At 39.4% G+C, this 12,111-nt stretch carries 14 protein-coding genes; 4 read left to right on the forward strand and 10 right to left on the reverse strand.

Going from position 1 to position 12,111, the window contains the following annotated elements; genetic code table 11:
* Positions 1-39 precede the first annotated feature (39 nt).
* The 4 genes from ACK2M2_RS01485 to dapD form a co-directional block, all read right to left on the reverse strand.
* Positions 40-438 carry a hypothetical protein gene (locus ACK2M2_RS01485; protein ID WP_409511873.1) on the reverse strand — a complete coding sequence of 133 codons (399 nt, stop codon included), beginning with the start codon at positions 436-438 and terminating at the stop codon, positions 40-42.
* Positions 439-453: 15 nt separating this feature from the next.
* On the reverse strand, positions 454-1,122 hold the full coding sequence (gene queC / locus ACK2M2_RS01490; RefSeq protein ID WP_409511874.1) for a 7-cyano-7-deazaguanine synthase QueC: 669 nt from the start codon (positions 1,120-1,122) through the stop codon (positions 454-456).
* A gap of 30 nt (positions 1,123-1,152) precedes the next feature.
* Entirely contained in the window at positions 1,153-1,863 is a 711-nt protein-coding gene (gene queE / locus ACK2M2_RS01495) for a 7-carboxy-7-deazaguanine synthase QueE (protein ID WP_419345906.1), read from the reverse strand.
* 110 nt (positions 1,864-1,973) lie between these two features.
* Positions 1,974-2,795 (reverse strand): 2,3,4,5-tetrahydropyridine-2,6-dicarboxylate N-succinyltransferase, encoded by an 822-nt coding sequence (gene dapD, locus ACK2M2_RS01500; RefSeq protein ID WP_409511876.1) that lies wholly within the window; start codon positions 2,793-2,795, stop codon positions 1,974-1,976.
* Between the two features lie 314 nt (positions 2,796-3,109).
* On the opposite strand from dapD, the gene carO reads away from it, so the two are divergent.
* Positions 3,110-3,835 carry an ornithine uptake porin CarO gene (gene carO, locus ACK2M2_RS01505; RefSeq protein WP_419345907.1) on the forward strand — a complete coding sequence of 242 codons (726 nt, stop codon included), beginning with the start codon at positions 3,110-3,112 and terminating at the stop codon, positions 3,833-3,835.
* 78 nt (positions 3,836-3,913) lie between these two features.
* On the opposite strand, the gene ACK2M2_RS01510 is transcribed toward carO, so the two are convergent.
* The 6 genes from ACK2M2_RS01510 to ACK2M2_RS01535 form a co-directional block, all read right to left on the reverse strand.
* Positions 3,914-4,843 (reverse strand): CysB family HTH-type transcriptional regulator, encoded by a 930-nt coding sequence (locus ACK2M2_RS01510; RefSeq protein WP_409511878.1) that lies wholly within the window; start codon positions 4,841-4,843, stop codon positions 3,914-3,916.
* Positions 4,844-4,903: 60 nt separating this feature from the next.
* Entirely contained in the window at positions 4,904-5,965 is a 1,062-nt protein-coding gene (locus ACK2M2_RS01515; RefSeq protein WP_419345908.1) for a sulfate/molybdate ABC transporter ATP-binding protein, read from the reverse strand.
* An 11-nt stretch (positions 5,966-5,976) separates the two neighbouring features.
* A complete protein-coding gene (gene cysW / locus ACK2M2_RS01520; RefSeq protein ID WP_409511880.1) occupies positions 5,977-6,864 on the reverse strand; it encodes a sulfate ABC transporter permease subunit CysW in 888 nt (295 codons plus the stop codon).
* Positions 6,861-7,694 carry a sulfate ABC transporter permease subunit CysT gene (cysT, locus tag ACK2M2_RS01525; RefSeq protein WP_409511881.1) on the reverse strand — a complete coding sequence of 278 codons (834 nt, stop codon included), beginning with the start codon at positions 7,692-7,694 and terminating at the stop codon, positions 6,861-6,863. Before cysT ends, cysW begins: the two co-directional genes overlap by 4 nt.
* 78 nt (positions 7,695-7,772) lie before the next feature.
* Positions 7,773-8,378 carry an RBBP9/YdeN family alpha/beta hydrolase gene (locus ACK2M2_RS01530; RefSeq protein ID WP_419345909.1) on the reverse strand — a complete coding sequence of 202 codons (606 nt, stop codon included), beginning with the start codon at positions 8,376-8,378 and terminating at the stop codon, positions 7,773-7,775.
* A gap of 46 nt (positions 8,379-8,424) precedes the next feature.
* Entirely contained in the window at positions 8,425-9,429 is a 1,005-nt protein-coding gene (locus tag ACK2M2_RS01535; protein ID WP_419345910.1) for a sulfate ABC transporter substrate-binding protein, read from the reverse strand.
* A 165-nt stretch (positions 9,430-9,594) separates the two neighbouring features.
* Between ACK2M2_RS01535 and pabC the strand changes: the two genes are divergently transcribed.
* Genes pabC through tmk form a run of 3 tightly spaced genes read left to right on the forward strand, consistent with a single transcriptional unit; the run spans position 9,595 to position 12,097 of the window.
* Complete coding sequence (gene pabC, locus ACK2M2_RS01540) at positions 9,595-10,431, forward strand: aminodeoxychorismate lyase (RefSeq protein WP_419345911.1); 837 nt, start codon at positions 9,595-9,597, stop codon at positions 10,429-10,431.
* The gene (gene mltG / locus ACK2M2_RS01545) at positions 10,424-11,488 is read left to right on the forward strand and encodes an endolytic transglycosylase MltG (RefSeq protein WP_409511885.1); all 1,065 of its coding nucleotides are present in this window, start codon (positions 10,424-10,426) and stop codon (positions 11,486-11,488) included. The genes pabC and mltG overlap by 8 nt, the downstream gene beginning before the upstream one ends.
* 9 nt (positions 11,489-11,497) lie before the next feature.
* Complete coding sequence (gene tmk, locus ACK2M2_RS01550) at positions 11,498-12,097, forward strand: dTMP kinase (RefSeq protein ID WP_419345912.1); 600 nt, start codon at positions 11,498-11,500, stop codon at positions 12,095-12,097.
* Positions 12,098-12,111 lie beyond the last annotated feature (14 nt).

The following is a 12,111-nucleotide window of genomic DNA, read 5'->3' on the forward strand; positions in this document are numbered from 1 at the left end:
GCCACATAAAAGTGGCTGAATTTAGACTGTGGTTAACGATTATTTTTTCGCTTGTGCAGCTTTCATTTCAGCTTCAGCAAGTGTTTGAATCTTGCTAACCAGTGGTGCACCAAGACATGCCTTCATGTCTGCATTTTGCTTCTGAACAAATGCTAACGTAGATGGACTTTTCTTCGCATTGAGTGTGCTTTGTAGCTCCCACTGCTGAGCAAGTGTTGTTTTACCTTTGATATCGGTATCACAAGTACAGTATTTACCTGCTTCAGTTGCAGTTAAACCACCTTTTTTAGTGATTTGAGTTTTACACTCAGCAATGATCGCAGCTTTCACGTTAGTGCTTTTTGCAATACTTGCCGCATCTGCTGAAGCAAGTGTAGAACCGAACATTGCAGCAGAAAAAAGTGAAGTCAGTAGTAAACCTGTTTTAGAAATTTTCATCATCATTACCTATTATTACGGTATATAGCGTGTAGGATCTGTTACACCTGCATCAGCAAAACCTTGTTTGCGTAAACGGCAGCTATCACATTTTCCACAAGCACGTCCCTGGTCGTCAGCTTGGTAGCATGACACTGTTTGACTGTAGTCTACGCCATGTTCTATACCCAAGCGAATGATATTTGCTTTGGATAAATGTAACAGAGGTGTTTCAAATTTAAGTGGTTTTCCTTCCACGCCAACTTTAGTTGCAAGGCGCGCCATATTGGCAAAGGCATCAATAAACTCAGGACGGCAATCAGGGTAACCTGAATAATCAACAGCATTAATACCAATGACAATGGCTTGTGCATCAAATACTTCGGCAGCTGCAAGCGCATAAGACAAGAAAATGGTGTTACGTGCAGGCACATAAGTAATTGGGATACCAGCTTGTTCATGATCTGGGATTTCAATACTATGATCGGTGAGGGCAGAACCACCCAAATTACCTAAATCAATATTGATTACACGGTGTTCCACACCAGCACGTTGAGTTAATGCACGGGCAGCATCTAACTCAGTTGTTGAGCGTTGACCATACATAAAGCTGATTGCAATACAGTCGTAATTGGCTTGAGCCCAAGCTAAACAAGTGGTGGAATCTAAACCACCTGACAATAAAACGATCGCACGAGGACGCATAACACTTCTCCAATTTTATAACAGGGCGGATTAACGACCAGTTTCATCATTCCATAACAATTTATGCAATTGTAATTGAAAGCGAACAGGGAGTTGGTCGTCTAAAATCCATTGCGCTAAATCACGCGCTAAAGCAGGTAGCCGAGCTGTATTTTTTTCGACAGCAAAAGCTGGTGAAAACCACACAGTACTGACCCGCTCATTTAACTCAAATTCTGCAACTTGCTGTTTTGACCATTCGTAATCCTCACGATTACCGATGACAAACTTAATTTGATCATGTGGGGTTAAATGATCAAGGTTACTTAAAAGATTACGTGTGTGCTCACCAGATGTAGGCGTTTTGAGATCGAGCACTTTTGATACACGTGTATCTACAGAAGATACATCAAGTGCACCACTTGTTTCGAGTGAAACATCAAAACCTAAATCACATAATTGTTGTAATAATGGAATGCAATTTGGCTGTGCAAGTGGTTCACCGCCTGTAACACAAATATAAGGGGTATTAAAATCTGTTGCGGTTTGGATAATACTGTCCAATGACTGACGTTGACCACCCTCAAAAGAATAAGTTGTATCGCAGTAGGTGCAGCGTAAAGGGCAACCCGTTAAACGAATAAAAACAGTCGGTAAGCCTGCTGCATTGGCTTCACCTTGTAGGGAATAAAAAATCTCCGTAATACGTAAACCCGCAGACGGATCAGAAACAGGAATAGCAGAAGAGCGGAGAGTATTCATAACATTTACCACAGTGTACAAAATGAAAAATCTCTACGATCAGAATTGACCGTAGAGACGAGGAGCTATTACGCCAATAGGCGGCGAAAGTTCCGCAAGAAATAAAAGAATTAGTCTTCGCGAAGTAAGTCGTTTAAGCTCGTTTTTGAACGAGTTTTTGCATCAACTTTTTTCACAATAATTGCAGCGTAAAGGCTGTAAGTACCGCATTTAGACGGTAAGCTACCCGCAACAACAACTGAACCTGCTGGGACACGACCATAGTGAACTTCGCCAGTTGCACGGTCAAAGATTTTAGTTGATTGACCAATGAATACACCCATTGAAATCACAGAACCTTCTTCAACAATCACGCCTTCAACAATTTCAGAACGTGCACCAATGAAGCAGTTATCTTCAATAATGGTCGGGTTTGCTTGAAGTGGCTCAAGAACACCACCAATACCTACGCCACCTGACAAGTGTACATTTTTACCAATTTGAGCACATGAACCAACAGTTGCCCATGTATCAACCATAGTACCTTCATCAACATATGCACCAATGTTCACATATGAAGGCATCAAGATCACGCCTTTTGCTTGGAAAGAACCTTTACGTGCAACAGCAGGAGGTACTACACGTACGCCAGCGGCTTTAAATTGTTCTTCAGTCCAACCTGTAAACTTAGTATCAACTTTGTCATAGAACTGAAGGTCGCATGATTCAATTGGTTTGTTGTCGTTGAGTTTAAACGATAATAATACCGCTTTTTTCAACCATTGATGAACAATCCATTCACCGTCAATTTTTTCAGCGACACGTAATGTACCGTTATCTAAAGCTGAAATCGCTTCTTCAACTGCAGTACGGATTTCAGCTGGACAATCTGCCGCTGTGAAATTTGCACGGTTTTCAAATGCTTGCTCGATGATCGTTGAAAGCTGAGACATGATCTTCTCTTTCCAAAAAATTTTACAGATTCTACACCAAATTGGTTGGTAAATTCTCTAAAAATCAAATCACAATGCTAAAAGTAGTAAATAAAAAAATAGCGCTTACAGAAATGTATAAAAGCTGAAAAAATTTGTAAATTTTAAGCGTTTAAATACCGATACTTATACTAAATTGTATCAAAAGTTAACATAATTAAGCAAAAATTCATCAAGAAGTCACCTTTTTATCAGGGGTTTTGAACTAAGATAAAACTGAAATCAAAAAAACATGAATGAATTAAATAACAAGCTCAATTTTTGAGGAGATACAAATGAAAGTGTTTAAACTTTTTGCGATTACAGCAGCATTAACTGCATCTGGTTTTGCAATGGCAGATTATCAAGTGGTTGATAGCGGTAAAACTTTTGATACAAACCAACTCATTCCAACAGGTGCGCGTGTAGAAGTCGGTACGACAGGTTACGGTGGTGCACTTTTATGGACAGCTAATCCATATGTTGGTTTGGCACTGGGTTATAACGGGGGAGATATTTCTTGGTCAGATGATTTATCTATCAATGGTACAAAATACGATGTAGATATGGATAATAAGCTTGCGTATTTAAATGCGGAGATTCGTCCATGGGGTACAAGTCAAAGCCGTTGGGCTCAAGGGGTGTATGTAGCCGCTGGTGTGGGCTATATCGATTCTGAATATGATCTTAGCAAACGTTCAAGTAATGGTACGATTAAGGTGAATGGGAATAACTATGTTTTCAATGGCGAAGTGAATGGTAAAATGGATTATGAGAACAAAATTTCCCCATATGTAGGTTTAGGTTTTGCACCTAAAATTAATAAAAACTGGGGTGTATTTGGTGAGGTCGGTGCCTATTACACAGGTAACCCTAATGTAAATCTACAATCTGAGGGTGAGTTTGTGGGTATCAATACAGATTTCGATAGAGATTTAGCCGCTGAAGAAGATAAAATTAGTAATGATGATAAGTACAAATGGTTACCCGTTGGTAAAGTGGGTGTAAGTTTCCATTGGTAAGTTTTGATTCGAATGTAATGTAACAAAAAAACAGGCATAAGCCTGTTTTTTTGTTGTTGGGGTTATTAAAAATACGTTTTAGTCTTCAGGGTAAGCAATTTTTTTCAATGCTTTAACATCGGCATCGGGTGCACAAATCGAAATGAATTCATAGCCGTAACCACGTAGAAGATGTCCTTTACGGACAGCTATCCATGTTGTATTGACTCCAAATAAATCGGTATCAATTTGTTTTAAACGATGATCACGTTCAGTGTCATAAGCCACATCATTGACAATACCGACACCCATACCAAGTTCAACGTAGGTTTTAATGACATCGGCATCGAGCGCTGACATCACAATATCGGCATTGAGTCCTGCATCATCAAAAGCAGTATCAATTTTAGAACGTCCTGTGAAACCACCGTGGTAGGTAATAATTGGATATTGAGCCAATTTTTCTAAGGTGATTTCTCTTGGATTAAGCTGTGCTAATGGGTGATCATTAGGTGTAATGATGCAGTGCTTCCAATTATAAAATGACACACTTCCTAAATTATCTTCAGCCATGAGTGATTCAGTTGCAATACCAATATCAGCTAGACCCAGTAACAGCATTTCAACAATTTCAGTCGGGCTTGCTTGTTGCAAAATCAAATGGACTTTTGGAAATAATTTTTTAAATGCATTGACGATAGGTGGAAGAACGTAACGAGCTTGAGTATGTGTTGTTGCAATCGTTAATGTTCCTTCATCGACTTTATTAAAGTCATCAGCAAGGCGTTTAATATTATCTGAATCAATGAGCATGCGTTCAACAATACTGAGCAGTGCTTGACCAGGTTCTGTTAAACCCAATAAGCGTTTACCTTTACGGACAAAAAGTTGAACACCCAGCTCATCTTCAAGGTCTTTAATGTGTTTACTCACGCCCGATTGAGAGGTGTAGAGTGCAGCCGAAGCTTCGGTTAAATTATAATTTTGACGAACTGTTTCTCGGATAATTCTTAATTGCTGAAAGTTCATGTTCTTCGGTACCTTAAATAAGGACGAGTCAGCTAATGTACTGCTCATCCTGAGGTTGTGTTACGCAACCTGATTTGCAAAAAGATGTAGTGTAGATGCGCTGATCCATACGGTTTGGTTTGGTCGGAACTGATGTAATTTAGCATCTTCCGAACTGAGTGCAATTTCAATCAGATTACCTGCGCTGTCTTGTAACTCAGCCATGATTTTTCCTGCAATCCAAATTTCACGTAAGAAGGTTGCTTGGAATGCATTTTCAGTCGGTTGTGCATGAATACGTAATTCATGTGGGCGTGCAAAAGCAATCACCTGACCGTCTGATACATTTTGTGGCTCAGGCAGTAGAATGCTGTCAGAACCGATTTGAATCAGTCCTTGAGATTTCGTACCTTCAAAACGATTGGCTTGACCTAAGAAGTCAAAGACAAATGGCGTGGTCGGATTTTCATACACTTCTCGTGGTGAACCAATTTGTTCGATATCACCTTTGTTCATCACCACAATTTGGTCAGCAACTTCAAGTGCTTCCTCTTGATCATGTGTCACAAAAATAGAAGTGATATGTAATTCATCATGTAAAGTACGTAACCAACGGCGTAATTCTTTACGGACTTTAGCATCGAGGGCACCAAAAGGTTCATCAAGTAAAAGTACACGGGGTTCAACCGCCAAGGCACGTGCAAGCGCAATACGTTGACGCTGACCACCTGAAAGCTGAGCAGGGTAACGATCAGCAAGGAAGCCAAGTTGTACCAAATCAAGCAAACGTGTCACACGCTTTTTAATTTCTGCTTCATTTGGACGTGTTGCGCGTGGACGTACACGTAAACCAAAAGCAATGTTGTCAAATACAGTCATATGACGGAACAAAGCATAATGTTGAAATACAAAGCCGACTTGGCGTTCACGAACGTGAATATTCGTGGCATCTTGACCTTCTAAAATCACCTGACCTTTGTCCGCAGATTCAAGACCAGCAATGATGCGAAGCAGTGTTGTTTTACCACAACCCGATGGTCCAAGTAATGCAACCAACTGACCTTCAGGAAAGTCTAAAGAGATGTCTTTAAGTGCATGGAACGCACCAAAATGTTTTTCAATATTTTTAACTTGAATACTCATAATGTAATTCCTTAAACAGTTGCATCGTCATTGCGTCGGTCTTGTTTTTCCTGACGGATTTCAACCCACGTTTTTAAAATTAGGGTGAGAATCGCAAGCAGAGCAAGTAGTGATGACACAGCAAATGCTGCACTAAACGTATATTCGTTATATAAAATTTCAACATGGAGAGGCAATGTATTGGTTTCACCACGAATGTGACCAGAAACGACAGAAACTGCACCAAACTCACCCATTGCACGGGCATTACACAGAATGATGCCGTAAATCAGACCCCATTTAATATTGGGTAAGGTCACATTCCAAAATGTTTGCCAACCAGATGCACCTAGTACAATTGCTGCCTCTTCTTCCTCTGTGCCTTGTGCTTCCATTAGAGGAATCAATTCACGAGCAACAAAAGGGACGGTAATGAATATAGTCGCCAATACAATTGCAGGGGTCGCATACAAAATCTTGATGTCATTGTCCATCAACCAACCGCCGAACCAACCTTGTGAACCAAAAATCAACACAAGCATTAAACCTGCAATTACAGGTGATACTGAAAATGGTGTATCAATAATGGTGGTAAGAATGGCTTTACCACGAAAGTTAAATTTCGCCACACACCATGCAGCAGCAACACCAAATACCACGTTAAGTGGAACAGCAATAGCAGCAGTGAGTAATGTTAATTTGACAGCAGACAATGTATCAGGATTGACCAATGCTGAAAAATAAACAGCAACACCTTGTTTAAACGCTTCCACGAAAACTAAAATCAGAGGAAGAATTAAGCAACTTAAAAAGAAAATCATTGCAATGACAATAAGGGTGACTTTGACCCAAGTAGGTTCTCGTGTCGCATCTCGAGATTGTAATTTTTGTGCTAAAGCACTGCTAGAAGATGAACTCATCGTGCAGTTCTCCCTGTACGGCGACTTGCCCAAGCCTGAATAAGATTAATCAAAAAGAGAATGAAAAATGAAAGTACAAGCATCACCACAGCAATCGTGGTTGCACCAGCATAGTCATATTCTTCGAGGCGTGAAATGATCATCAATGGTGCAATTTCAGTTTCAAAAGGTTGATTACCTGCAATGAAAATCACTGAGCCGTATTCACCGACGCCCCGTGCAAATGCAAGCGCAAAGCCTGTCAGTAATGCAGGAAATAAAATTGGTAAAATGATTTTGGTGATAATTTGAAAACGATTTGCGCCAAGTGCGGATGCCGCTTCTTCAAGTTCGGTTTCTAAATCGGCAAGGACGGGTTGTACCGTACGTACCACAAAAGGAATACCAATAAAAATTAAGGCCAAGGTAATCCCAATCGGGGTATATGCGACTTTAATACCAATAGGTTCAAGGTATTGCCCAATCCAGCCTGTAGGTGCATACAGTGATGTGAGTGCAATACCTGCCACAGCCGTTGGCAGTGCAAAAGGTAAGTCAACCAATGCGTCAACAATACGTTTGCCGGGAAAACTATAACGAACAAGGCACCAAGCAAGCAATAAACCAAAAACAACATTAATAAGTGCAGCAATAATCGCTGTACCAAAACTCAGTTGTAGTGATTTTAAAATTCGTTCAGAACTGAGGATTTCCCATAAACCATCCCAACCAATTCCAAGGGATTTGATGAATACGGCAGACAATGGGATCAGCACAATTAATGATAAATACGCTAGGGTGAAGCCTAGTGAAAGACCAAATCCTGGCAGCACTCGGGAACGCTGCGACATGAGAACTCCTCAAAGAGAGAAAGCTGACTGAAATCAGTGAGCTATAAAATAAATTTTGCCAAGCATAAAAGGCAGGGACTAAATTGCAAATTTAAAAAACAACTTGTTATCATCAATATTATTGATATAAGCGTGCTGTGGCTCACTGATGAGGTGGTCATAAATTTCTGGAAAAGATCCAAAACCTGAAGCAACATTGATGTGTCCGACTTGACCTAAGTTGCGAGGTTTAATTCGCCAAGCTTTCGCCAAAGCAAGTGCATCATCGAAGTTTAACCAAGGATCATTTTCAGAAATAATCATTTCAGTGGGTACGGCAATTTTGAGTTGATGAAAGTAAGTTGCATAATCATTTGGACTATTACGTGCAAAACCATTCGCACCGAAGCGGGCAGGGTTAGCAGGCGCAACTAAAATCAATTTTTTGATTTTTGATGTAAGCTCTGGATGTTGTGCTAATGCAGCAACACTGGTCAAACAACCGAAACTATGTGCAACGATTTGGATTGGTGCTTCAATTTTGGCAACTAAAGTCACAAAACTCTTCATCCAATCTTTGAGTATAGGAAGATTCCAATCCTTTTGTTGCACACGAGAGCAAGACATAAGTTCACGTTGTAACCAAGACTGCCAATGATCAGAATCACTGCCACCCACACCCGGAACAATTATCGTGTGAATCATGTCTTTACTCCTTACTTTTACCTACGTGATGCGTATTGATTGATGATTATTTACTATTCTCTTTTACAATTTGATCAAATACACCGTTATTCTCAAAATGTTGCTTTTGAACTTTAGCCCAACCACCAAACTCTTTATCAATCGTTACCAGTTTTAAAGGTTTAAATACAGTGCTGTATTGCTTCAAAATGCTTGCATTACGTGGACGATAGTAATTTTTTGCTGCAATAGTTTGTCCCGCAGGCGAATACAAGAAGTTTAAGTAAGCTTTTGCGACATTGGCATTACCATCTTTTTGTACATTTTTTTCGACAATTGCTACAGGTGGCTCAGCCAAAATAGATAAAGTTGGTGTGATGATCTCAAATTTACCTGGTTGCTCACGTTGTGCTAAGAAAGCTTCATTTTCCCAAGCAAGTAACACATCACCAATACCGCGCTCGGCAAAGGTTGTGGTTGAACCACGTGCGCCTGAATCGAGTACTTTGGTTTGTTTGTAAATTTGACGAACAAAATCTTGTGCTTTTGCATCTGTGCCGTATTTATGTTTTGCCCAGGCCCATGCAGCAAGATAGTTCCAACGCGCACCACCTGAAGTTTTTGGATTTGGTGTCACAATTTCTACGCCTGGTTTAACCAAATCCCCCCAATCTTTAATGCCTTTTGGGTTGCCTTTACGTACAAGGAATACAATGGTTGATGTATATGGTGTTGAGTTTTGAGGGAATTTCTTTTGCCAATCTTTTGGAAGTAAATTCGTCTTTTCAGCAATTGCATCAATATCGGCAGCCAAAGCCAATGTAACAACATCTGCACTTAAGCCATCGATCACGGCGCGCGCTTGTTTACCTGAACCGCCGTGTGATTGTTTGAAGTTAATATCTTGCCCCGTACTTTTTTTCCAATAAGCACCGAACTGTTTATTAAAATCATCGTATAATTCACGAGTTGGATCATAAGAGACATTTAAAAAGTCTTTTGCAGCAAAAGTGACTGATGAAACAGAAACGAGAGCGACAAGTAAGCTTACTTTTAGTTTTGAAAATTGCATGGTCATTGTTCCCATATTTTTGTGAAGTTCATAAATATGGATGAAGCATAACGGTTGTCTTTATTCATAAAAAATAATAAAAAATGAATTTTATATGAATATTTATGCTAATTGGTGTCGTAATTTAGAGGTGGATTATGCTGAATACAGGAAGGTTTTGATCAAATGTTATATCTTAAAAATGCTCAATGGGTTGATTCAGTTTCAATTTTAGATCGAGCATTTCAGTATGGTGATGGTTGTTTTACCACCGCACGTTTTCATCAAGATATTTTTGAGCTTGAAACCGCTCATCGAAATCGTTTGGTTGATTCGGCACATCGCTTATTGCTTGATGTAGATTTCACGTTAATCGATATAAGTATTGCATTATTAAGACAGCATTTTGAGCAGTTGAATGGCACATTAAAAATTATGCTTTCACGTGGAGAGGGCAATCGTGGCTATGCATTGCCTGAGCATCCTGCCGATATCTATGTTTTGTTTTATCCGCAAGAGACATCTGATTTTAAGTTTGAGCAGATCAATAGCGGTATATTAGAGCGGAAAATGGGCTTAAATATGCCTGAATTGGTCGGTATAAAGACATTAAATCGACTTGAGCAAGTTATGTTGAAGCAAGAAGCTGTACAGAAACAGTGGTCAGAGGCATTGGCTTGCGATTTAAATGGGCAGATTGTTGAAGGTATAAGCAGTAATTGTCTTCTACGCATAAACAATACATGGGTTACGCCTGAACTTCGTTATAATGGTGTGCATGGTGTGATGCGTGCAGAAATTTTGCAACGTATGCAACAACATAGTATTGCTTGTGAGCGACGTCAGGTGAAAATTGATGAAATTCAAACTATACAAAGCTTATTTTTCTGTAATGCGCTGAGTCCCATGAAAGCTGTAGAGACATTTGACTTAGATGCATTTCAACAACGCAGATTAGACCTTCAACCTTGTGTTGAGTTATTTGAAACTTTAAAATTGAATCAGTTTAAGCCTTATGTCTAAAACCCAGCCTAAATCTAATAAAAAAGCACAGCAACAGCTTGCTCTAAAGCGTAAAAAGATTTTAAAAGTGATTGCAATAGCCCTTATTGCAATTCTCGTTGTTATTGGTATTGTTTTGAAAATGAGCTTGTTTAAACCTTTTCCTGTAGCAGGAGAAAAACAAAAGCTTTCAGTGACTAATGGTGAAAATTATACTCGTTTTATTGACCAACAAGCACAAGATGGTAAGGTTAGCTTTCCACTTGTTCTAAAGTTATATCGTAAATTTTTCATACACGACACCATGAAAGCAGGTGTATATGAAGTAACTCAGGGCATGAGTTATCGTCAAGTTTTGGAAATGGTTTCTAATGCTGAAAATGCGCAAATGAATCGCATTTTGGTCATTGAAGGAACAACTGCTAAAGATTTAATCAAAGCACTCAAAAAAGACAGCTTGGTTGTGCATGAGGTGACAAACCTACCAACTCGTGAAATGTTGCAAGCGCTTAATATTCCTTTTGAGCATCCTGAAGGATTATTTGCCCCCGATACGTATTTTTTTGCAAAAGAAACTTCAGATAAACAAATTTTATTAGATTTGTATCAGCGTCAAATGAAAATTTTAGACGATGCTTGGGAAAAACGTGATCCAACTGTGCCGTATAAAACCAAATATGAGGCGTTGATTATGGCGTCAATTATCGAGAAAGAAACCAGTGTTGATCGTGAATTAGAACAAGTTTCAGGTGTTTTTGTGCGTCGTTTAAAATTGGGGATGCGTTTGCAAACAGATCCAACTGTAATTTATGGTATGGGTGATCAATATAAAGGTAATATTACCAAGCAAGATTTACGCACACCAACAGTATATAATACATATACTATCAATGGCTTACCGCCAACACCAATTGCACTTCCAAGCAAAAAAGCCATTGAAGCTGCAATGCATCCTGATAATTCAGACAATATTTACTTTGTGGCAACAGGCAATGGTGGTCATAAATTTACCGCTAATTTGTCTGATCACAACCAAGCAGTGCAAGAATACCGCGCTGTTATGCAATCTAAAAATTAAGGAGCGGTGATGTTTATTAGTTTTGAAGGCACCGAAGGTGTAGGAAAAACCACACTGATCCAAAAATTGTATGATCATTTTCAGTTTGCAGGTAAAGATGTTGTTTTAACTCGTGAGCCAGGTGGAACACCGCTTGCAGAGCAAATTCGTTCTTTATTACTTTCAATCAATCATGATGAAAAAATGAGTCATGATACTGAGTTGCTCTTGATGTATGCCGCACGTGCGCAGCATTTAGAACGTGTGATTTTACCTGCATTGGCAGAAGGTAAAATTGTTCTGTGTGACCGTTTTAGTGATTCAAGTTTTGCCTATCAATGTGCAGGGCGGGGGTTAAGTCGTGACAAGTTACAGTTACTAAATATTAACTTTGTCGCTAAAATGCCTGATATTACGTTTTGGTTAGATGCACCTATTGAACTTGGGATGACTCGTGCACGTGAGCGCGGTGCATTAGATCGTTTTGAACAAGAAAAAGTCAGCTTCTTTGAAAAAGTTCGTACAGGTTTTGAGGAAATTCATCAAAATGAACCTGAGCGTATGAAACGCTTGGATGCGACTCAAGTGCCTGAACAGGTCTTTAAAGAGGCTTTGTCTTATCTGAATTAATATTTTGTTTACTT

It is taken from the genome of Acinetobacter sp. TY1 (assembly GCF_048551395.1).
GTDB lineage: Bacteria > Pseudomonadota > Gammaproteobacteria > Pseudomonadales > Moraxellaceae > Acinetobacter.